Below are 24,178 nucleotides of genomic sequence, written 5' to 3'. Positions count from 1 at the left end.
TCGACTGGCGCTGCATCCCACGCAATCCTTGTCGGCAAACGTCCGTCGGTGGCCGCTCAGCAAAGGATGAAGTGGAGAATGAACTAGAGAGTAAAGTGGAGAATGAAGCCGAGAGTGACGTGGCGAAAAAGCGGCACTTGCGGACCAGCGGGAGCGACATGCATCGTCGCATCGAAGCGACGCATCTGTCGAAATCTTCGTGCTGGAACCGGACACTGCGCCGCCAGTAGAATGGCAGACATGTCATGAACATTGCTCCATAATGCACTGCTCCCCCGCCGCGGTGTAACCGACAGGATACTTCCATGCCCCTCCGCCTTGCCTCCATCGGATTCCGGTCCGTCCCTGCACGCCTCTCGGGAGTGCTGGCCACAGTACTGCTGGGTGCCGCCGCACCGGCAGCGGCCGACGTGCCTTACACCATGGATGCCGAAGGGCGCGTGGTACTGGCCAACGGCAAACGCTTCGCTCCCGAAGCACTGGGCATGACTGCCGCCCAGGCTCGCGCGGGCGCCATGAGCCAGGCTGACTGGCGCGAGCTGGCGGCCTCTGCACCGGGCACGGCGGACGGCGTCGAGAGTGACCCGCGTACCGAGCAGGTCTTCCTCTCCAACCGCGAAGACGCGGATTACGACCGCTACTCGGCGGAAGCGGCCGAGACCGAGGGGGCACAAGGCCAGAACGTCGATGCGCCCCTCGATGAAAGCCTGGCCCAGCAGCGTGCCAAGGAGCGTGTCGTTCTTGAGGACGATGCCGAGAAGAATCCGCTGGCCATCACCGCCTACAAGCGCAATTACCTGCTGCCCTGGGCCTACAACACCAACCCGGATGCCAATGGCTTTGCCGAAGTCACCCAGGAAGGCGAGGTGGACAAGACCGAGGTGAAATACCAGCTCAGCCTCAAGGTCGAGCTGATGGATGACATCTTCGGTGACAATGGCGACGTGTTCTTCGCTTATACCCAGCGCAGCTGGTGGCAGGCCTACAACTCCGATGCGTCGGCGCCGTTCCGCGAGACCAATTACGAGCCGGAAGCCTTCCTGCAGTTCGACAATCGTTATGAGCTGTTCGGCTGGACCAATACCCGCAACCGCATCGGTTTCGCGCATCAGTCCAACGGCCGTTCCGACCCGCTGTCGCGCAGCTGGAACCGTGTCTACGCCGACATGATGTTCCAGAACGGCGACTGGGCCATCGCGGTCACGCCGCACTGGCGCGTGCCGGAGGAGTCCGACGAGGACGACAACCCGGATCTCTACAACTACATCGGCTACGGCGACATCACGGTCGGTTATACCTCCGATCAGCACGAAGTCACCTGGATGGTGCGTGGCAACCCTTCCAAGGGCAATTACGGCAACCAGCTCGACTACTCCTTCCCGCTGTTCGGCAAGGTACGTGGCTACGTGCAGTACTACCACGGCTACGGTGAGAGCCTGATCGACTACGACCACAGCGTGAATCGCTTTGGCCTGGGCTTCTCGATCAATACCTTCTTCGCCGGCTCGCCAGAGACCTGATCAAAGAGCTCTGATCAAAAAGTTCTTATAAAAGAACTCGCACGACCCTCCCGCAACGGGCAGCCCAGGCTGCCCGTCTTGCCATCTGCCCTCCGTATGCACCGCCCTCATGTGGACTGCCGATGTGGACCGCCTATGTAGACCTAGTGGCACGTCCATGATCCAGATCATGCCTCCCGCCCGTGACATGGCGATATCGTGCTCTGTGCGTGTCTTGCCCTTGTGTTTGTCGCGTTCGACCCCCACGACTTGTGCATGACCACGCAAGACGCGTCGTGACGACGTGCTGACGATGCTTGCAGAGAGTCTCGTGCAAGTGGATTCAGGTCATGCCCTGCCGCCTGCGGCGCCCCAGGGAAGAGAGAGTTCGAGAGTCAAGCGCAGACAACACCGCGCTCATCATTCGCGAAATCTGATTCGACATACGGGAAGGAGTTACATCATGGCTATGCAAAAGATCGGCGATCACACCACTTCCGCGACCGGTGCCAATACCGACCAGCTGAAGGAAGATCTGCGCCATCTGTCCCAGACCGTCGAGGAACTGCTGCACGCCTCGGCTGAAGATTCCCGCGAGAGCATGAAGGAAGCCCGCGCCCGCGCCCAGACTCGTCTGGAAGCCACCCGCGCCCGCCTCAGCGCCCAGGGCGATCGCATCGCCGCCGGCGCGCGCGAATCAGCGGATTGCGCTGACCGCTACGTGCACGACAACCCATGGACCAGTGTCGGTATCGGCGCGGCCGCCGGTGTCGTCGTCGGTATGCTGCTTGGCCGTCGCTGATGCAGGAGCAAGGGCCGGTTGAACGCGTACTTGGCGCCATCCGACGTCTGACTGCGAGCCTGGTCGAGAGTGGCGAGACGCGCTTGCGTCTCGCCGTGCTGGAGCTCGAGGAAGAACGCGAACGGCTGTTCGTGATGCTGCTGCTGTCGGGTATCGCCCTGATGCTGATCTGCTTCGGCATCGGCCTGGCGATCCTGCTGGTAGTCGTGGCCTTCTGGGATACCCACCGCCTGCTGGCCATCGCACTGAGCGGCGGTATCCTGCTGGCATTGGGGGGATTGATCGCCTGGCGCGTCAAGGTGATCGCTTCCCAGCGCAGTCTGCTGCGTTCCACGCTCAGCAACCTGAGCCGTGACAGCGACAGCCTCAAGGATGTGCGTGCCGACGCACTGGAACGCCAGCGCCAACGCGAAAACCTTTGATGCCCCGCCTGCCAGTGCCTGCCAAGGAGGCGAGATGAGTTCTTCCAGACAGTCCCTCGCGCGACGCGAATCGGCGCTGCCCCCCGTACAGGGGAACGGACGCCGATCAGCACATCCGCGTGACGCTCGGCGTGCGGAACTCGAAGCACGCATCAGTCAGCAGCGCCTCGATGTCAGCCATGCGATGCGCGAACTCAAGGAGGCCACCGCGCCCATCGACCGCGGCTGGGCCAAGGTCCAGCAATACCGCGGCCCGTTGGTGCTGGTGGGCGGCCTGATCGCGGCGCGGGGCGGGTTCCGGCCAAAGAAGGGCCTGAGCCTGCTCAAGCGCGGGCTGATGAGCTGGGTGATGATTCGCCGTCTGAGAATATTGTTCGACAAATGATCACGGCATTACAGCGAAAGCCCCGCCACCTGAGAGTCAGGTGGCGGGGCTTTTTTCGTCATTGCGACGTGTCGTTCTGTTAACCCTGCCGCGATCAGGCGCTGCTACTGTCTCGCTTGAGCAGATACACGCCCAGATAGAGCACCGCGAAGATCAGCCCCAGCACGGCGGCGGCGCCGAAGACGTTGCTGCCGTCACCGGGCAGGAATTCCAGGAAGGACGTCAGGAACTGTCCCAGGAAGATCGCCATCGTCAGGTAGGAGAGATTGCGACCGCGCACCGAGGTGTGGCTGCGCTCCACCGTCATGTGGTTGAGCAAGGGGATCGAGAAGCCGAAGCCCGTGCCGGACAACACGGCACCGACGCTCATCAGCGTCATGTTCTCGGCCTGCTGGAAGAGGAACAGGCTGCCGGCATAGAGCAGGAAGGCCAGCACCAGCGTCGGCATCTCACCCAGGGCACGCGACACCTTCGGCATCAGCATCGCCGCGACCACCGCGACCAGCGAAATGCCCGCCAGGAAGATACCGGTGGCCGCTTCATCCAGCCCCAGCAGATTCAAGCGCATCGGCAGCATGACGATGGCGGTGAAGAACAGCGTCAACGAGATGGCCGCGGCCAGGTAGACGCTGGTCAGCGAGGAGGACAAGGCCTCACCGCCGGCATTTCCGCTCTCCTCGGCGGGCGCTTCAGGCGACTTCTTCGGCACCATCATCCACAGCATGGCCAGCAGTACCCAGGCTATCAGATAGAGGGCGAAGGGCCACTGCCAGGCGATACCTGCCAGCACACCGCTGACGAACAGGAAGATCACCCCGCCAAGCTCGATGGACATGCCCTGCTGGGCGATCATCGCCAGACGCGCATGGCCGTGATACCACTCGGAGATCAGCGTGGTGCCGCCCGCCATCACCACGGCAGTCACGCCGCCGAGCAGGATGCGATCGGCGAACACGACGACGGTGCCTTCCAGCAGTGCGCCGCCCGCGCCCAGCACGCCATACAGGAACAATCCGCCCACCAGCGAGCGATAGGCACCGACACGATCGATCATGCGCCCGGCGATGGGCGCGAACAGCACGGCGCCCAGCGATGGCAGGGTAATCAGCCAGCTGGCATGGCTCTCCACCTCAAGCGCCGAGGCGATGCTCAGAAGCCCCGGCGCGACCACGGTACCCACCATGATGGTCAGACAGGCGATGGCCAGCAGCGTGAAACGGCCGCCGGCAGAAAGCGGTTGTGAGGGTCCGCGCGTATCCTGCGCGGCCACTCCACTCGTTGATGTCGTCATATTGGCTCCACTCGAATTCAGAACCCTCCTGTCAGCCGCTACGCGCCCCGCCTGCTCGCTTGCTTGCGAGGCAAAGCCAGCGGCAAGCAGCAAGAGACAGGAGACAAGGCGAGACGGCAGAGACTGACGAAGGGAGGTTTGGCAGGCCTTCAGACTAGCGAGTGCAGGCTTATAATAGAAATGACAATACTTGATATGACTTATACTGACTGAACATCAATCAGCCACGAGGGCCGGCATGGAACTCCGCACACTGAAAACCTTCGTCTCGGTGGCGACGCACAGAAGCTTCTCGGCCGCCGCCCGCGAGCTGCATACCGTGCAACCCGCCATCAGCCGCCAGATCGCCGATCTCGAAGCCGAGCTGGGCGTCAGCCTGCTATGGCGCAATACGCGAGAAGTGAAGGTGACGGCACCGGGGGAGGCATTGCTGGAAGAAGCGCAGCGCATGCTGGCGCTGGAGGCGCAGGCACGCAAGCGCGTGGCGATGGCTGCCAGCGGCCAGACCGGCACACTGCGCATCGGCTACATGAGCTCGGCCTGCGCAAGCTTCGTGCCCGGACTGATGCGCGACTTCGCCAGCCACCATCCCGAAGTCAGCCTGTCATTGCATGAGATGAGCGCCCAGCAGCAGCTGGATGCCTTCGCGCGTGACGAGATCGACATCGGGCTGTCGCGCCCGCTTCCCAGCGAGCAGCGTGACAGCCTGACCGCCCTGGCGGTCTACGAGGATAGGCTGATGGCGGTGGTGCCCGAGGGGCATCGTCTGGCGCACCGCAAGCGTCTGGCCCTCAGCGAGCTTGCGCAAGAAGATTTCGTGCTGTTTCAGCGCGGGCAGGCGACGGGGCTGTTCGATCAGATCATCAGTGCCTGCGGCGATGCCGGCTTCTCGCCACGCATCCAGCGCCAACCGGCCTTGATGCAGACGCTGCTCAGTGAGGTGGCGGCGGGACTGGGAGTCGCCATCGCGCCCGGCTGCATTCGCCGCCTGCAACGTGATGGCTGCCAGTTCATTCCCCTGCGCCCGGTACTCGGCGCGGTACCGCTGGAGCTGCATTACCCGACCACACCGGTCCGCCCGGTGATCGAAGCCTTCGTCGCGCTGGTCGAGCAGCGCCTGCCCGCCATCCGCCAGCAGATGGCGTGAGATACAGCCAGTGGCGAGAAGGTGCCGGTCAGCAGTTCAGCCCGCAGGCCACCGCCGAGGACCACGCCCACTGGAAGTTGTAGCCGCCAAGCTCGCCGGTGACATCCAGCACCTCGCCGATGAAGGCCAGCTGCGGCAGATCGCGCACGCTGAAGTCCTTCTGCGAGATGGCGTCGGTGACCACGCCACCCATGGTCACCTCGGCGGTGCGCCAGCCTTCGGTGCCCGCCGGCTTGAGCTGCCAGTGATTGAGCGCCTTGGCCAGCTGCTCGAGACGCGCGTTGGAGAGCTCGGCGAGGCTGCGCTCGCTGATGCGACCGGCGTCGGCGTCCTGCCACTCGACCAGCGACTGGGCGAGGCGCTTGGGCAGGCGCTCGCCAAGCCAAGGGCCGATCTGGCGCTTGGGATGCTGCTCGCGCAGGGCGAGCAGCTCGGCGAAGGCATCCACGCCCGGCAGCAGATCGATGTCCAGCGGCTGACCGGGTGTCCACCAGCTGGAAGCCTGCAGCATCGCCGGACCGGAAAGCCCGCGATGGGTGATCAGCATCGGTTCGCGATAATGGCCCTTGCCGGCGGTGACGCTGACGTCACAGGCAAGCCCCGACAGCGGCGACAGACGCTCCTTCCACTGCGAGGTCAGCGTGAACGGCACCAGCGCGGCGTAGGTATCGGTGACCTCGAGCCCGAACTGGCGCGCGATGTCGTAGCCGAAGCCGGTCGCGCCCAGCGTCGGAATCGACATGCCGCCGGTGGCCACCACCACGCGCCCCGCCGTGTGCGTGCCATTGCTGGTCTCGACCCGCATGCCCTCGCCCGCGCGCTCCAGCGAGGTGATGCGCGTACTCAGGCGAATCTCCGCTCCGGCCCATTCACACTCCGTCATCAGAATCGCCAGCAGGTCCTTGGCGGAATCGGCGCAGAACAGTTGTCCCGGCTTCTTCTCGACGTGCTCCAGCCCATGGCGCTCCACCAGTTCCAGGAAATGGTGCGGCGTGTAGCGCTTGAGCGCCGAGATGCAGAAATGCGGATTGCGTGAGAAGAAGTTGGCTGGGCCGGCATCCAGATTGGTGAAGTTGCAGCGCCCACCGCCGGACATCAGGATCTTCTTGCCGGCCTTGTTGGCGTGGTCCAGCACCAGCACGCGCTTGCCCTGATAGCCTGCCGTGGCGGCACACATCAGGCCTGCCGCGCCTGCGCCGATGATGATGACGTCATATGTGGCCATGCGGGACACTCCGTGAATCGAAGAAAGGAAAGGAAATCGGCTGTGCAGACACACGCGGGCCGGCATTCTACCAGAAGCCTGCCGCAGCCAGCGGCCGGAGATGGAAACAAGACACCCCCACCGTCAGAGACGATGAGGGTGTCTTGTCAGACCAGGCAGACTAGCCAGTCATGGCGCGTCTCAGACGATGACGCCCTGGCTGCGCAGGTAGTCGTCGTAGGTGCCGGAGAAGTCGACCACGCCATCGGCTTTCAGCTCGATGATGCGGGTGGCCAGCGAGCCGACGAATTCGCGGTCGTGGCTGACGAAGATCAGGGTGCCCGGGTAGTTTTCCAGCGCGAGGTTGAGCGCCTCGATGGACTCCATGTCCAGGTGGTTGGTCGGCTCATCCATCACCAGCACGTTGGGCTGCTTGAGGATCAGCTTGCCGAACAGCATGCGGCCCTGCTCGCCACCGGAGATGACCTTGACCGACTTCTGGATGTCGTCATTGGAGAACAGCATGCGACCCAGGGTGCCACGCACGACCTGCTCACCACCGCCGGTCCACTGCGCCATCCAGTCATAGAGGCTCATGTCGTTGGCGAAGTCATGGGCGTGGTCCTGCGCGTAGTAGCCGACGTCCGCGGCGTCGGTCCACTTCACTTCACCGGCGTCCGGGTGCATCTCGCCGACCAGGGTGCGCAGCAGCGTGGTCTTGCCGATGCCGTTCGGGCCGATGATGGCGACACGCTCACCAGCGGCGACCGTGAAGCTGAAGTTCTCGAACAGGGTGTTGCCGTCGAAGCCCTTGGAGAGCTTGTCGATCATCACCGCGTTGTTGTGGACCTTCTTGGTCTGCTCGAAGCGGATGAATGGGCTGACGCGTGAGGACGGCTTGATCTCGTTGAGCTGGATCTTGTCGATCTGCTTGGCACGCGAGGTCGCCTGCTTGGCCTTGGAGGCGTTGGCGGAGAAGCGGCTGACGAAGGACTGCAGCTCGGCGATCTGCGCCTTCTTCTTGGCGTTGTCGGCCTGCAGCTGTTCGCGCGCCTGGGTGGCAGCGGTCATGTACTCGTCGTAGTTGCCCGGGAACAGACGCAGCTCACCGTAATCCAGATCCGCCATGTGGGTGCAGACACTGTTCAGGAAGTGACGGTCGTGCGAGATGATGATCATGGTGCTGGAACGCGCGGTCAGCACGCCTTCCAACCAGCGGATGGTGTTGATGTCCAGGTGGTTGGTCGGCTCATCGAGCAGCAGGACGTCAGGATCGGAGAACAGCGCCTGCGCCAGCAACACGCGCAGTTTCCAGCCCGGCGCGACTTCGCTCATCGGCCCCAGGTGCTGTTCGATGGGGATGTCGAGGCCCATCAGCAGCTCACCGGCACGCGCTTCGGCGGTATAGCCGTCCAGCTCGGCGAATTCGACCTCGAGGTCGGCGACCTTCATGCCGTCTTCCTCGCTCATCTCCGGCAGCGAGTAGATGCGGTCACGCTCGGCCTTGACCACGGCCAGACGCTCGTGGCCCATGATGACGGTGTCGAGCACCGTGTATTCCTCATAGGCGAACTGGTCCTGACGCAGCTTGCCCAGACGGATGTTGGGCTCGAGCATGACGTGACCACCGGACGGCTCCAGATCGCCACCGAGAATCTTCATCATGGTCGACTTGCCGCAGCCGTTGGCGCCGATCAGGCCGTAGCGATTGCCACGCCCGAACTTGGCGGAGACGTCTTCAAACAGCGGCTTGGCACCGAACTGCATGGTGAGATTGGCGGTAGAGATCACGAGGGAATATCCGTTTGAAATGAAAAAGGTGGGCGGTGACGAGGTGTCACGCTGGCGCCGGGAAATACGGGGAGCCGCAAAGGCCTGGCAGGCATCAGCCGCGGAAGAAGGCTTCCAGCAGGTGATAGCCGAACTTGCTCTTCAGCGGCCCCTGCAGGGTATTGAGCGGCCCCTTGAAGATGGCGCGATCAATGCCGCCGACCATCTGGCCGGGGCGCACTTCGCCCAGGTCACCGCCCTGCTTGCCGGAGGGACAGGTGGAGTGCTTCTTCGCCAGTTTCTCGAACGGCTGGCCGCGCTCCAGTGACTGCTTGAGACGCTGCGCCTCGGCCTCGGTCTTCACCAGAATGTGGCGTGCCATGGCAATACGAGCCATCTCATGTCCTCTTGCAGGCGGAATCGGTCTTGCCTCACGCCATCTCGTGCCCCGGGCATCCCGGAGGTGGGCCCGACGTCACCCGAGCACGCCACTGACGACATGACAGCCGTCATGACGCGAGATCAGGCGTTCGGGGAAGGTTCGACAGGCGATGGGGTGAGTCTGAAGGCGGGCATGATAACAGTTCAGGATGACAGACGCTGTATGCGTGTGTATCCATCGCCCGGTCGGCAGACAGGCAGACAAGGCAGGGAGCGCCGAGAGCGCGGGGTGCGGTGTGCGGTGTGCGGTGTGCGGTGCGAGAGACGATGCGGCTGACGATGCAACAAGCCATGCCACAGCAGACAGCCGTGCATGACTGACGCCACAAACGCCGCTGCCAGCCTGGGCGCGAGTGACGTGCTGACTTTCACACTCACTCATGCTCAGGCTGGCAGTGACATGCATCGGGTGCCAGGACGGATGACGGTGACAGCAGGCGAGGCGCCTTGCGCTCAGTGCTCGCCTTGTGTCTCACCCTTTCACCGTTGCCGTCCCGCGCCCGTGTCGCGGATTGCTCCGTCGTGCTGCGTCACACTCTCAGAGCAGACTCCCCGGGGCGTCATCCTGCACGCCCTGAAGGGTCACATCATCACTCATCGGCACTTCCTCATCGTTGGAGACCGGGGCGATATCGCCCTCGTCGACCAGGCTCATCAGCGCGGTATTGCTTGGCGCGCTGGCCGGGGCGATGTCGGGGTCACGCGTGATCTGGAACGATGCCAGATCCTGCGAGCCGCCATTGAAGGTGATGCGTAGCACCTGCACCCCCTCCTCCAGGTCCAGCGTCAGCGAGGGGCCATCGACGTAGACGCCCCAGGCGCCGGAATTGGGCAGCGTGCCACTGTCCTCATCGTAGAACTCGCCATCCTTTTCCACCGAGGCGGTAATGCTGCGCCCATTGTCAGGCGCGGAGGTGACGAACGACAGCGTGTGCGAGCCCGCCTCTTCGACATCGATGGTGTACTCAAGCCACTCACCATCCTCCACCCAGCCTATCGCCTCGCCTTCGCCGACGGTGTCTACCGGGGTGTCGCGATACCCCGAGCCAAGCTGGGCACTGGAGAGCTCATTGTAAGCCTCGCCCTGCTCGCCTTCGTCGAAGTCGACCGCCTGGAGGGTGAGACCCTCATCGGCATCCACCTGCCAGGGGACGCCGCCGGCATTGAAGGCCTGCTGGCCATCCCGGGACAGCGTGAAGCCCTGCAGGTCCATGGCGCCGCCGTTGAAGGTCAGCCGCAGCACCTGCTCGCCGGCCTCCAGGGTCACCTGGGCAGTGTCGGTTTCCACATAGTTGGTCCAGCCACCGGTCGGTTCGACCTCCACCGGCGTGACGCTGGCATAGGGAGTGTCGCCCTCCTTGGCAAAGGTCGCGGTCACGGTGCGCTGCGCGCCACCGGTGGAGCCCCGCGCTGCCAGGAAGGCAATGTCATAGGTGCCGGCCTGCTCGACATCGAGGGTGTATTCCACCCATTCGCCGTCCTGGATCCAGCCGATGGCAGTGCCGCCGTTGGCCAGGTCCACCCCTTCGCCACGCACATTGCTGCCTTGCTGCACCTCGCTGGAATCGTTGTAGGCGACATCCTGGCCACCCTCATCGTAATTCACCGCTTCCAGGCTGAACTCGCTGCCCACCTGCCAGGGCTGGCCATCGTCGGTGAACGCCTGCTGACCGTCATCCACCGGTGCCACCAGCGACAGGTCGAGAGATGCCAGATCCAGCTGTCCGCCATTGAAGGTCAGCCTCAGCACCTGCTCGCCTTCCTCCAGCTCGAAGGTCAAGGGCCCCACATCGGTGAAGTTGGTGAAGGCGTCGGTGTCCGGCACCGCCACCGCCTGGGCGTCGGTATAGAAGCTGCCGTCCTGCTCGAAGGCGGCGGTGATCGACTTGCCGTCGGAGACCGCCGAGGCGGAGAAGTTCAGCGCATAGCTACCGGCGGTCTCCACATTCAGGGTGTACTCCAGCCACTCGCCGTCGGCGACATAGCCGATGGCCAGAGTGCCGTTGGAGATATCCACCGCCTCATCGGAGCGGAAGCCATCGCCCTGGTGGGCGGGCGTGGTGTCATTGTAGGCCACGCCCTGGCCTCCGTTGTCGAACAGGCGCGCCTCCAGGCTCAGGCCATCGGCCCCGACCGCCCAGGCCGTCTGATCGTCATTGAAGGCGCTCTGTCCGACCGGGTCAGGCGTGTCGAGGAAGTTCGGCACGCCGTCGTTGTCATCGTCGTCGTACAGGTCCACACGCCCGTTGCCATCGGCATCTTCCGCGCCGGTGGGGTCGTAGGTGGTGACGTTCTCGACCAGGAAGATGTTGTCGTTGTAGTCGTAGTTCACCCCCGCGTAGTCCTGGATGACGATATAGGTGTCCGGAATCACGTTGCCGTCGGCATCCTTGGCCACATAGACGCGAATCAGGTGGCCATCATTCTCATCCCAATTCAGATTGTTGCCGGGATTGCCGATGGCATCGATGGTGTCCTCGTAGAGGTTGGCATCCGGGTCGGACCAGGAGATATAGCCCTGGCGGTCGGATATCTCGGCGTAGAAGCCGAAGGGATCATCGCGATCCAGACTCACCACTGCCTGCTGGTCGCCGCTATCGAGCGCCCGCGGGAACAGCGTCTGGCCGTCCTGCTCGTCATGCACGATGACCTCTTCGAGCTCCCGACTGTCGACGTCATGCACGAACAGCCGCGCGATGTCGCCCTGGCCATGATAGGCGGCTATCTGGGTGATCTTGATCGGTTCATCGCCATCGGCACGCTGGAAGTACGGGGACAGGATCTCGTCTCCGTTGGCCTCCACCAGGCCGCCCTGGTTCATCTGGTCCTGCACCACGTTGGTGGAGTAGCCGAAGGCGTTGACGATCTCCTGCACCGTCGGCTCCTGACCGCTCTCGGACTGGTTCTGGGCCAGGCCCGCAAGCTGGATGACCTTCTCGCTCTCATCGGAATCGCTTGAGGAGATGATCAGGCTCGCCTCGTAGAGGCTGCCATCGTTGGGGTCATCAGCGATGAAGCGCACCGTGACATCCGCCGCCTCTCCCGGTGCCAGCGTCAGCGCACTGAACGGCTGGGTCAACTCGAACAGTGTCGTGTCACTGACGACGACATCATCGATGGTCAGGTCCTCGAAGCCGTCATTGCGCAGGGTGATAGTGGCCTCGTCATGCACCACCTGGTTGTTGACCGGATTCTCGATGCGCGACATCACCAGACGATCATTGGACGGCAGCACATCATTGTTGATCACCGTCAGGTCACCGCCAGAGACAGGCGTCACCCCCTCGATGAGGAACATGTTGTCGTTGTAGTCATAGTTGATGCCGGTGTAATCCATGATGCCCACATAGGTATCGGGGATCACGTTGCCCTCTGCATCCAGCGCCCGGAACATGCGCACGGTGTAGCCACGCTCGATGCCATCGGCATCTGCCGGCGGTGTACCGCCGCCTGACGGGTTGAGTGACGGGTCAGTGGACAGATTGGCCACTTCAATCCCGAACACGCCACTTCCGGCCCACTCGGCGGGGATGTCATCGAGACCGAAGGTCGCGCTGGCGAATTCGCCATTGCTCAGTACCGGCAGGATCGTCTGGTTATTGTCTCCCGCATGATTGGAGAAGATGACATCCTCGCCCTTGTCACCGGGGTTGTGGATGCCCAGAGTCGCCCCGCCGCCGCCGTGATAGGCCGCCAGCTGGGTGATCGTGGCCTCGCTGACGCCCTCCGCCAGCGTCCAGTAGCGCGACAGCACCTCGTCATCATTGATCGGGCGATACAGATCGAAGTCGTTGAGCACCGAGTTCTGGCCACCCCCCTCGGTCGGCAAGCCATCGATGCGGTTACCGAGGCCGAAGACCTCCCACACCTCATTGACGTTGGGCTCCCAGCCACCCTCGTCGCGCGCCTGCCAGAAGCCCGCCATATGGATCTCGGCCACCGGCGAATCCTGGTCGTTGGTCACCAGCCGGATCCGTCCTTCGAAGACTCCGTCCCCGGCGTCGGTGGTGGGCGCTTCGTAGCTCGCACTGTCAAACAGCACCGTCACCTCGAGCGACTCCCCGGCGGCCAGCGTCAGGCCGTCGAAGGCAGCGGGGTCCTGCAGCACGAAGGGTCCTTCGATATCGGCTTCGAGAATTTCCAGCAACTCCGTCCCGGTGTTGGAAATCGTCACCGTGGCACTTTCCTTGAAGTCGCGGTCGGCGTTCGAGGCGCTGTTGTTCTCCAGATAGCTGAAATGCAGGCGATCGGAGTAATAGGCCGCATCGCCGCTTTGCACCGCGATGTCGGCATTGTCGTTGCCGACCACCGGCGTCACGTCCAGATAGTCGAGATCATCGGCACCATCGGCGGCGGACACCGCACGCAGGTTGTACTCCACGCCGGCCTCGAGCTCGACATAGGTGCCCTCTTCCCCGGCATCGCCCTCTCCCGGATAGGCCAGCGTTTCCAGCGTCTGCCCGTTGAGCGTCAGGGCCAGGCCCTGGCCATCATCGGCGCCCGCATTCGCGGCCAGGTCGAGACGATAGAGCCCGCTGCTGTCCACGGTGAAGTAGAAGTCGGCGGTCAGCTCGTTGAGGGTGCGCGCGCTGTCGCCACTCTCCAGCTCGATGCGCGACCCGTCCGAGACATCGGCATAGACAGGGACGAAGGTGTCAGACGGCGCATCCGGCACTCTCAGCAGATCGATGTTCGGCCCCACGGCTCCCGGAGCAGTCAGGGTGATGGTGTTGCTGCCCTGCTGCAGCGCGACCAGGGCATTCTGGAAGAACCAGTCGCTTTCATCGCCGTTGCTCTGGCCCTCGAAGTTCACCTGTCCCAGGTCGACGCCATTGATGCTCAGACCCAGCGGCCGGTCGGCCTTGGTCGCCGCCAGCGCATAGCGGAAGGCGATGTCGTAACTGCCGGTCTCGGCAACATCGATCGTCCAGGTAATGGTCTGGTCACCGCGGCCATCGAAGTCGACGAAGCCATCGCCGGAGGCATTGCGATCCTCCTCGCTGGCCAGCACCACCACCGCCCCATCGAGCGCGGCTTCCTCGGCCTCGTACTCATCGAAGCCCGGAGTCGTGTCCGGCGCCTCCTGCAGGATCTCCAGCTGGTCGATATTGGGGCCGGTGTCAGCGGTGGCCTGCAGGCGCACCGTGTTCTGGCCGCTGACCAGCGTCGCCGCCACGTCCTCGTTCAGCCACTCGGCCCAGGCTGCATCACCGCTCAGGCCTTCGGGCGGGCTGAAGTCATACACCCCGACGCTCACGTTGTTGACGAACACTTCCAGCGGGCGATCGGCGCTGCCGCCATTGGCATAGCGCAGGCGCAGCACCGAGTCGCCGGCCTGCTCGGGGTCCAGCGTGAAGCTGAAGGTGATGAAGTCATCATTGGTGCTGCCGAAATCGGCATAACCGCCGGGCACGCCATCATCGTCCACGTCATTGCCGTCCACCCCGAAGGCGCCGGGGCGCAGGCCGTTGGGCAGGTCGGGCTGGTTGGTCTCGGGATTGTCGATGTCGCGGATCTGGATCTCCGCCCCGGTGGCGATCGTCACGGCAGTGCCGTCCTCAGGCGTCCTGTCCTCGGCCTGGATGGCCAGCAGCGAGACCAGATCATCGCCGGGATCAACCGGATCGACAGGATCCACCGGGTCCACTACCCCACCCGGTGCCGGGTCGAGACGAATGATCTGGCTCTGGCCATTGCCGCGATTCAGGGTCAGCAGGTAGAGCTGGCCGGTGGCCGGGTTCTCGATGATGTCCAGCGGGTCGACGTAGCTGATGACGTTGCCCTCGGGATCACGCAGCACGTCATCGCCGATCACGTTGCCATTGGCATCCAGGGTGATGGAGCGGACATCGTCACCACCGGAATACTCGGTGAACAGCACGTTGCCCTGCAGATTGCCGCCGAAGACATCACTGGTGTATTCCACCGCGCCATTGGGCGAGCGATTCTCGCCCAGCGAGTAGACCCCGGCGATATCGTAGGTGCCCTCGGGGTCGGTACCTGTCGGGTACTTGTCGACCTGGTTGGGGTCGGTGCCAGAGGTGGGATTGCCGCCATTGAGAATGTACTCGTCACGCAGCGGATTGGGGTGTCCGTAGTAGCCCCCTTCTTCGACACGGAACAGGTAGTCATCCTGCTTCTCGACACTGGTGTAGCGCTCGTCCTCGGGCGTGGAGGGATCATCCGGCACGTTACCGCCAGCCGCCGAGCCATTGGTCGGCACGTACAGGAAGCCATTGGAATGCCATACCAGGTCGTAGGCATTGCGCGCCCCGGTGGCAAAGATCGTCAGCACCGCATCGCTGGCGTAGGGGTCGTAGTAGGACTCGAGCACGTTGCCGGACTCATCCTGCACCGTGGCGACGCCGCGCTCATCGAAGACCAGGAACTCGCCGTCGCCCATGGGGATGGGGTCATCCTTGGGGTGGCCGTCGGGATCATCGAAGCGCTGGTTCAGGCCATTGTCGGGCAGTGGTTCGGTGGAGACGTCAAAGGGCCCATTGGACACATCGCGGGTCGGGTCGATCTCCAGTATCGCCGCGTTCAACAGGCGCTCGGGACGATTGCCCCAGGCACTGTCGGGCTCACCCATGGCAGAGTTGGAGCCCTGGATCAGATACAGCAGATGACTCGGGACATCGGGATTGGTCTCGGCGTCGTAATCCGGATTCGCGCGGAACTCCAGGCTATTGGTCACATGGTCGCCATTGGAGCGCGGCAGACCGGTGATGTAGGCCTCGGCGGTGCCCGAGAAATCGGGGCCATCGTCCAGGGTGATCTTGGTCACCCGGCCGCTGAAGTCCGGCACGCCGTTGTCACGTCCTGATAGCGGGATCGGATAGTTGTCGGTGATCCACAGCACGTTGGGATCGGTCGGGTCCACCACCAGGCCGATGATGCCGCGTTGCTGGTCTTCCCCCGGCTGATCGAAGTAGTCATCGGGCAGGGCAAGTTCCTGGCGATTGGACAACGAACCGTCGACGGGGTCGACGTCATAACGCAGCAGCTCGCCGCTGATGGTGGCGACGTACATGAAGGCGCCGTCTGAGCTCATCTCCAGCGAGGTGAAGCCATAGGCGTCGTCAGAGGCACCGTTGAGCTCCACCACGTCGTTGAAGGCCACGTCGCGGGCGACCACTTCGGGCTCCTCGCCGGTGACGAAGGTGTTGGTGTACTTCTGGAATTCGCGCGTCGGCGCGTCGGTATCGTCGTTGGGGCCACGGTCCTGGAAGCCATCGATCACCAGGGTATAGCTGGTGAAGGGCTTGAGCGTCTGGCTCGGCGAGATGGTCAGCGAGTCGAAGCCGCCGGTGGTGTTGGCATTGAAGGTGACTTCCTCGCCGCTGAGCGTCTCGAACAGCCGGATGGAGCCATCCCCCAGGCTTTCCAGCAGGGCTCCGCCGCGCCCATCCACCACCGAGATGCCGACGAAGATGTCGGATGTCGGATCGACCCCGGTGGGGATGCCGCCATCCTCCGGATCAAGGTCCACCTCCAGCTCGTTCTCGCCGACCCCGGCGATGGCACGGGCATCGGTGAAGAAGGCGTAGTCCTCGGCCGCGATACGGTCATCTTCCGGCGTCAGGTCCGGTAGCGCCTGGATCTCGAGGTACTGGATCTCGGTGTTCTCGCTGTCGAGTCCCAGGGAGTCCAGCGTCAGACGCCCATCGCTGACCTGAACGATGCGCGTGACCAGGTCCGAGCGGAAGCCCTCGGTATCATCGGGCGGGTTGCCGTCCGCCGGAAAATCCTCGGGACGGAACGGGGTGAAGGGGTCATTGAACAGCTCGCCCTCTGCATTGAGCACATTGTGGCTGTCGTAGGGCCCGCTGGTGTCGCCGATGGAGATGGTGACCTCGTAGTAGCCATTCTCCAGTTCGATCTCCCAGCCGGCGCGCACATAGTTGGCGCTGGGCTGGTCAAAGTGGGCGTAGGTGCCCTGGCGCGGATCGAGACCCGCGATGTCATCGGTGCGGTCATTGACCGCCACGCTGGTCAGCGCGCTGATGTCCAGCGGCTCGGTGCCGGGCTCGGCGTCGTAGATCGACTCCTCGGTGACCCAGCCGTACTGGTAGGTCTGGCCGTCCACGGTCACCGACTGGGTGCCGAATGCCTTGCCATGGTCGGCGATGTAGCCATCCGGCACCGCGGTGCCTTCGGGCTGGAAGTTGATCTTGACCGAGAAGCGCTCGCCCGGCTCCACCGGACGGTCCGGTTCCACCCCGTCACGACTCACCGTCAGGCTGTCGATGTTGGGGCCGGCGTTGCCCAGGTTGGCAAGGCGAATGGTGTTGTCGCCGGCTGCGAGCTCCACCTCGAGGGTGGTGGTGGTCCAGTTCTCCCAGCCAGCCGCGTTGGTGCCGGTAGAGGCAAAGGCCAGACTGCCCTGGCTCTGGCCGTCGACCAGAATGTCCATGGGGCGATCGGCGCCGTTGGTGCCGGCATTGGTGTAGCGCACCTCCAGGGTGTAGGTGCCCGCCTCGTCCACGCTCACCTGGAACTCGGCGGCGTCACCGGCGTCGGCCCCCATGTCCAGATAGCCGGTGCCGGTAAAGTCATCCCACAGACCGTCGGCCCCGGCTGCGGTGTTGGTTTCCGGATTGTCGGCATCGCGCACCTGGGTATCGCCGTCGACATCGACGATGGTCAGCGCCTCACCCTCGATGGCGAAGTTGAACGCCGGGGTGCCGACGTCGGCCTCATTGAAGTCGAATACCACCTGGTCGATGTTGGGCCCGCCGGTGGCACCGGCCGGCATGGTCAGGGTGAAGGTATTGGCACCCTCGGCAAGCGCCACCTCGACCTCCAGCGTCTGCCACTGATCCCAGGGATCCGTCCCGGTGGCGTTGGCGAAGCCGAGCTGGCCCTGATCAGTGCCGTTGACGGTCAGATCCAGCGGCCGCGGGGCGTTTCCACCGTTGGCATAGCGCACGGTGGCGGTGTAGCTGCCGGCCTCCAGCGCGTTGACGTTGAAGGTGATCTGGTCGCCGGGATTGGAGCCGAAGTCCACATAGGCATCTCCCACCGCATCGGGGCGATGGTTGCCGAAGTCATCGGGATTGTCGGCATCGACCACCCGCGTCTCCTCACCTATCGCGCTACCGCCCACATCGACGATATCGGCGTCTTCCGCCTGCAGGGTGATCGGCGCCACCACCACGCCTGCGTCCTCGAAGCTGACCACCTCGCTGGCGCTGGCCTCGTTGCCGGCGGCGTCGGTGACAAACAGCGAAACGGTGAGATCACCGCTCTGGTCATCGAGCTGACCGCTCAGGTCCAAAGTGATGTTGCCATCGACATCCGGCGTCACCTCACTGCGGGTCGTGCCGCCATCGAAGGACACGGCGACGCTGGTCACGTCGTCATCGATGCCGGAGACGTTGAAGACAGCCGCCGCCAGCTGGCTGGCATCGAGCGTCTCGTCAGCGGCGACAATGGCGAGATCGCCATCCTCATCGGCACTGACATCCTCCGCAATCGGGCCGCTGCCCGCCGCGGTCACTTCGATGCGGTCAATGTTGGGGCCGGTGGTGGCACCCGCCGGTATCGCCAGCGCGATGGTATTGCTGCCCGCCGCCAGGGTGACGGTGAGCGTCTCGAACTCCCAGTGGTCGAAGCCTTCCTCGCTACCGGCACCATCCGGGTCGGTACTGGCCATGGCCAACGCCAGCGGATCACCGCCGTTGATTACCAGATCCAGCGGACGATCGCTGTTGGTGGCATAGCGCACACTGATGTCGTACTGACCGGCCTGGGCCACGTCGATCTGCCAGCTTACGTTGTCTCCCGGGGTATCCCCGAAGTCCAGATAGCCGCTGCCGGTGAAGCCCGGACGCAGGCCGGTGGGCTGATTCGGCTCGGGGTTGTCCGGGTCACGGACCTGGGTGTCGGTGTTGTTGGCATCGGTATCGAAGCTCTCGACCACCCCGTCCTCGGCCTGCAGGCTCAGGGGCGAGAAAGGTGCCTCGTCGACGTCATTGACGGTGACCGAGAGCTGCTCGGTGGTGGAGAGATCGCCGTCAGTGACGCTGACTTCGACTTCATAGACGCCGTCCTCGTCGTCATCGACCGCCAGCTCGAAATCGCGAGCGCTGGTGAAGCTCAGCACGCCGGTGCTCGGATCGATGCTGAACAGCGGAGAGTCGACCCCGCCGGTGATGGCGAACACCGGGGCGTTGAGGCCAAGGGCCACGCCATCCTCATCGACGAGGGGGATCGCGCCTATCTCGGTCAGGTTCTCGTCCACCGCAAACTCGGTCTGGGTGATGGCGATGCTCTCGTTGAGATCGGCCACGGTGATCAGAGCGTCCTGGGACACGCTGTCCTCGCCATCGGACACCGTCACGGTCAGCTCGTAGACGCCGTCTTCGTCGCTGTCGGCGGCAAGCTCCGCGTCCGGCGGAGTGATGAAGGCGATGCCCTGGCTCACCTCGTCATAGCGGAACAGCGCCGCATCGGCACCGGACAGCGTCACGGTCAGGTCGTCACCGTCCGGGTCATCCAGTATCAGGCTGGCCACGGCAGTGCCGTTCTCGTCGACACTCAGACTCTCTTCCAGCCCTTCAAGGGTCGGCGCGCCGTTGACCGGCTCATCAATGCGCTCGAAGACCAGCGAATCGATTCGCATCAATTCGCCATCGGCCCCCATCAGTTCGAGACTCGCCAGATCACCGGCGGTCACTTCGAAGGGTGTCTCGAAGACTATTTCCTTGCGGTTGCCGCTCTGGCCTGCGTTGCCGCGCGCGCCACTGCCGACGAAGGTACCGAAGTCGTCATTCAACACCACGTCAGCACTCAGGCTGTCGGTTGTCGTGTTGCGCGCTTCAAGCACGGTGTCACCGATGGTCAGGGTCAAGGTGCCTTCACCGTCGGTTTCATCGAACACGTATAGCCGTGCGACGTACCAGCCGGGCTCCACGCCGCCCGCCGAAAGGTCGGTGCCAATCGTGGCCGGCGCATTGCTGGTCAGGCGAATCAGCTGTTCATTGGACGCGGACGCGCTGCCGGTGATGATCAGATTGCTGGCGTCGAGATCCGTGAAGTCTTCCGCCTCGATCGTGATGCTATCGCCGACCTGGGTGCCTTCGATGATGAAGCTGAGCGTCTGGGTCGCTGACAGACCGCCCGGGTCGGTGGCCCGCACGATGACATCGAAGGTGCCGCCCTGACTGGGCGTGCCCTGGATGATGCCATCGACCACCTCGAGCCCGGCCGGCAGGTCCTCGGCCGTCAATATCAGGCTATCGCCATCGGCATCGGAGAACAGCGCTGCGAAATCCGACAGCGGAATCTGGAGGAAGTCCTCGCCCACTTCTCCGAAGTACGGTTCGAGGGCAACGGGTTCTGCCACCGGCGCGTCGTTGACGTTCTCGAGCGTCAGGGCAAAGTCGGTGTCGGTGCTGGTGGTGCCATCATCGGCGGTCACCGTCACGGTGTAACTGCCAGGTGCCAGTCCGGCGAGGCTTCCGGACAGCACATTGTCGCTGACACTCAGCCCCGGAGCGCTGACGGGCTGACCATCACCATCGGTGACCAGGAAGCTGTAGGTGAGGTCGTCGCCATCGTCATCGACGAAGGGCAGGTCGACTTCGAGATTCGCGCCTTCGTCGAGACTCAGGTCGGCGATGCCGCCGCCCACCACGCGCGGTGCGCTGTTGGTGTCGCCGGTGTCGGCTTCCGACAGGCTGACGGCGCTGAAGCTCGTGCTGCCCTTGGCGCCCGCATCATCGTCATTGACGAAGACGAGAGACTCGAGGGTGGTGCCCGCATGCGCCGACAGGTCGATGATGAAGCGCAAGGTGCCATCACCGTTGTCGACCCCCTGGCCTCGCAGATCGACGAAGCCGCCCTGGGTCTGGGTACCACCCAGCTGGTAGACGCTGTTGCCGCCATTGAAGGGGTTGGAATCCGCATCGAAGCCGATGGCGACGATCTCGGGCACCGGCGAGCCGGAAATGGCCACGTCCACCGTCAGGAGGGTGGCATCGGTGATCGTGTAGTCACTGGGCAATGCCGCCCGTTTCCAGACGTTATCGTTCAGCGTCAATGTGCCGCCGTCGTCTTCCACCACCGCCCCCGTGCCGTCGGACGGGTTGTCCTGAGTGGCGCTGTAGGCGCTGAGAGCAGCGTCATCGAAGCTGACGGCGAGGCTCTCGGCACCAGCGGCGGCCAGCGTTACCGTGTCCGTGGCACTCGCCTCGTTGCCCGCAGTATCCGTCACGATCAAGGTCACGGTGATATCGCCCGGGGCCTGCGCCGAGAGATCGACCGTCAGGGTATCTCCATCGCTGACGACAGACTGGCGGGTCGCACCGCCATCGAAGCTGATTTCGAGGGTCGAGCCAGCATCGATCCCCACGACACTGAACACCACACTGGCACTGTCGGCCGATTCGATGGCCTCTTCCGGGCCCGCAAGGGCCAGGTCGCCCCCCTCATCGGCAGTGGTATCCAGCGTCAGTGCCACGCTCTGTTCAGCACGGTTGCCCCAGGTATCCATGGCGATCAGCGTGGCCGACAGGTCTCCATCAGCGAAGCCCGACAGGTCCAGCGTGAAGCTGCCTTCCGGCGTCGGCACCACCTCCTGGACCGTGACGCCCTCATCGAAGGTCACGCCGACGAAGGTGATGTCGGCATCAAGCCCGGTGACGCTGAAACCGGCTTCGCCGACGGTCGCGCCATTGAGCAGGGGCTCCACCGCGGCAAAGGCCAGCGGAGAGGCATCCTCATCCGCCACGACGTCCCCTACCGGCCCCGTGCCCGCGGTGGTGACCTCCAGGCGATCGACATTGGGGCCATTGTTGCGCCCTTGCGGAATCGCCAGGGTGATGGTGTTGTCGCCGGCTTCCAGTCGCGTCGTCAGGGTCTGGTACTCCCAGACATCGAAGCCTTCAGGGTCGACGTTGGTGGCGTTGGGGTCCGTCGCGACAAAGGCAAGCTCGGTGGGCTCGCCTTCGTTGATCGACAGATCCAGCGGACGCGCACCATTGCTGGCATAGCGGAAGTTGAGGTCGTAGTCACCCGCCTCGGCCACATTGACGGTGAAGGTCAGGCTATCACCCGGCGCGCTGCCGAAATCCACATAACCGGTGCCGGAAAAGTCCGGGCGCAGTCCGACAAAGCCACCGGCCTCGGGATTGGCGGCGTCGCGCACCAAGGTGGCGGCCCCGTTGTCGACGCCCAGCGCGGCGTCCTCGGCTTGCACCACCACTGGCGCAATCACCGGATCGACAGGATCTACCTCGTCGGCTTCCAGTAGCGCCACCTCGATCTTGTCGATATTCGGGCCATTGGTCGCGCCGCCCAGACGCAGGGTATTGCTGCCGGCGGCAAGCGTGATTTCCAGCGTCTCGGTACTCCAGCCTTCCCACGCGGAAGACCCGCCATTGCCTGGCTGGTTGTCCGCGGGCACATCATCGACATCATCGGGGTAGTAGCCCGGCGCCTCTACCGCTGCGAACTGGAAGATGCCGACCTGACTTTGCGTGTCGTCATCGACCAAAAAGAGATCAATGGGACGTGCAGAACTGCTGGCATAGGTCACGGTGACGCTGTAAGTGCCGGCGGTGGCCACCTCGAGGGTGAATTCTCCGTAGGCTTCGGCATTGCCCGACGCCCAATCGAGATAGCTGGCTCCTTCGGCCCCGACCCGGAAGGTTTCCCCGCCATCGGTGAAGCTGGCGATGTTATCGACCGTCACCACGCGATTGGTGCCAGCATCGGCGACATCAGACGAAGGGCCGATGTCGAGATCCTCGCCCTGGATGACGTAGACGTCCGGGTCCGGCGCACGCACTTCCAGATAGTCGACGTTGGGGCCACTGGCACCGTTGGAGGTGAACGACACCGTGTTCTCACCTGCCTGCAGCTGAACGCGAATGGTACGCTCACCGAAGGTGCTGAAATCCGAAGTGTCATTCGTCAGGCTGGTGCTCGGCAGGTCGAACATTCGATCCTGAAGCTCGCCGTTGACGTCCAGACGCAGCGGGCGATTACGCTCGGAGCCATCCTCATTGCGGCTCAGCGCATACCCCAGGGCGAGTTCATACTCGCCGGCCTCGGCAACGCTGAAGCTGAAGGTCAGCGTCTCACCGGTCGCGGCGGCGAAGTCCACATAGGCACTGCCTGAGGCATTCTCGGTATTGAGGGGGCTCTGCGCTCCCGACACCACTTCGATACCGGCGCCACTCAGGGAGGCAAGATTGCCATCAGCGTCTGAGTCCGTGAGGTCTTCCGCCTCGATGCGCAGGGTGGCAAAGCTTTCCGGCGCGATGAGCGCCGCCGTTGCCAGAGGCGCGGGTTCGGCCAGAAGCGCAGGCTCGGCGCCTGCGGCAGGTTCGTCATCACTGGCCAGCAGCGCCTGGGCAAGCGGGTCTTCCTGAGCGATGGGCTCGCCGATGACATCATCGCCCTGGAGGGTCAGGGCCTCGCCGGGGTCAGCCTGAGGCGCATCTTGCGGGTCAGCTTGTGGCGTGCCGCCCAGCTCACTCACCTCCTCGACGACGACATCGGGAGCTTCGATCTCAAAGCCGAACTGCTCGCCAGACCCGGGCAGTACCTCGCCCGCGTCATCCAACGCCTCGATCATCATCTTGAGCTTGCCGGACATGGGGGCAGGCAGATGATCAAAGACAAAGGGACGCTCGAAGCGCTCAAATACCGACAATCGATCCTGGGCATCTTCCAGGGTCATTCGTACTGCCTTGATCGAATCTCCCCACGCAGAGGGAAACGGCGTGACACTGATATCGTGACTCTGGAAAGCCCTTTCTTCCAGACGATCGCCGTTGCGGAGACGCCCCTTGCCGGCGTCAAGACGGCTGGATACGAATGACATGGAATACATTTTCCTTACCCCCTGAATATTATTATCGTGGCGAAACCGCTACGCCATCTTGAAACCTCATGACACGCCCCCCCACACCGAAACTGAAGTTCCAGTGTTTTCTCCACTCCAACGCTATCCCGATGCTTTCGAAGATGACCGGCCAAACCCCCTTCAACCCGTCAAAACGAGTCTAGACGTGGCCTATGGCAAGACAAGAGGTTTTTGACACCTTCCCTGCAATGGCAATATGCAAAGGAACAGAAAGTTAAAATAAGCCCAATAAAAACAATGCCATAATTATTTAAAACAATAAAAAAGCACCCCTTTAAGCCCCTGTCATGCGTCAGATGAGGAGAAAAACAATGCCGAGCACCAAAAGGGTTAATCCAC

10 protein-coding genes are annotated in these 24,178 nt (G+C 63.5%); 5 read left to right on the top strand and 5 right to left on the bottom strand.

All coding sequences use genetic code 11. The features are described from left to right. The first annotated feature begins 305 nt into the window (after positions 1–305). The 4 genes from ACJJV2_RS03135 (at position 306) to ACJJV2_RS03120 (ending at position 3,108) form a co-directional block, all read left to right on the top strand. Positions 306–1,520, top strand: coding sequence for a phospholipase A (locus ACJJV2_RS03135; RefSeq protein ID WP_405278217.1), 1,215 nt, complete (start codon positions 306–308; stop codon positions 1,518–1,520). A 442-nt stretch (positions 1,521–1,962) separates the two neighbouring features. Next, on the top strand, positions 1,963–2,301 hold the full coding sequence (locus ACJJV2_RS03130) for a DUF883 family protein (RefSeq protein ID WP_347421713.1): 339 nt from the start codon (positions 1,963–1,965) through the stop codon (positions 2,299–2,301). Next, the gene (locus tag ACJJV2_RS03125; RefSeq protein ID WP_043333873.1) at positions 2,301–2,723 is read left to right on the top strand and encodes a phage holin family protein; all 423 of its coding nucleotides are present in this window, start codon (positions 2,301–2,303) and stop codon (positions 2,721–2,723) included. The genes ACJJV2_RS03130 and ACJJV2_RS03125 overlap by 1 nt, the downstream gene beginning before the upstream one ends. A gap of 34 nt (positions 2,724–2,757) precedes the next feature. Continuing rightward, entirely contained in the window at positions 2,758–3,108 is a 351-nt protein-coding gene (locus ACJJV2_RS03120; protein WP_404325282.1) for a YqjK-like family protein, read from the top strand. Between the two features lie 94 nt (positions 3,109–3,202). Here ACJJV2_RS03120 and ACJJV2_RS03115 read toward each other — a convergent pair whose 3' ends face one another. Then, positions 3,203–4,399, bottom strand: a complete 1,197-nt coding sequence (locus ACJJV2_RS03115) for an MFS transporter (protein ID WP_405278214.1) — start codon at positions 4,397–4,399, stop codon at positions 3,203–3,205. Positions 4,400–4,637: 238 nt separating this feature from the next. Between ACJJV2_RS03115 and ACJJV2_RS03110 the strand changes: the two genes are divergently transcribed. After that, positions 4,638–5,546, top strand: a complete 909-nt coding sequence (locus ACJJV2_RS03110; RefSeq protein WP_405278212.1) for a LysR substrate-binding domain-containing protein — start codon at positions 4,638–4,640, stop codon at positions 5,544–5,546. Positions 5,547–5,574: 28 nt separating this feature from the next. Here ACJJV2_RS03110 and ACJJV2_RS03105 read toward each other — a convergent pair whose 3' ends face one another. The 4 genes from ACJJV2_RS03105 to ACJJV2_RS03090 form a co-directional block, all read right to left on the bottom strand. Then, positions 5,575–6,771 carry an NAD(P)/FAD-dependent oxidoreductase gene (locus tag ACJJV2_RS03105; RefSeq protein ID WP_405278210.1) on the bottom strand — a complete coding sequence of 399 codons (1,197 nt, stop codon included), beginning with the start codon at positions 6,769–6,771 and terminating at the stop codon, positions 5,575–5,577. 180 nt (positions 6,772–6,951) lie between these two features. Then, positions 6,952–8,541 (bottom strand): ABC-F family ATPase, encoded by a 1,590-nt coding sequence (locus ACJJV2_RS03100; protein ID WP_043333876.1) that lies wholly within the window; start codon positions 8,539–8,541, stop codon positions 6,952–6,954. A gap of 94 nt (positions 8,542–8,635) precedes the next feature. Then, entirely contained in the window at positions 8,636–8,917 is a 282-nt protein-coding gene (locus ACJJV2_RS03095; protein WP_405278207.1) for a peptidylprolyl isomerase, read from the bottom strand. Between the two features lie 582 nt (positions 8,918–9,499). Further along, on the bottom strand, positions 9,500–23,797 hold the full coding sequence (locus ACJJV2_RS03090; protein ID WP_405278205.1) for a carbohydrate-binding protein: 14,298 nt from the start codon (positions 23,795–23,797) through the stop codon (positions 9,500–9,502). Positions 23,798–24,178: the final 381 nt, after the last annotated feature.

The sequence above is a fragment of the Cobetia sp. Ld8 genome (assembly GCF_045066615.1).
GTDB lineage: Bacteria > Pseudomonadota > Gammaproteobacteria > Pseudomonadales > Halomonadaceae > Cobetia > Cobetia amphilecti.
Note: the sequence above shows the minus strand (reverse complement) of the source record. Positions and strands in the feature narration are given on the sequence as shown.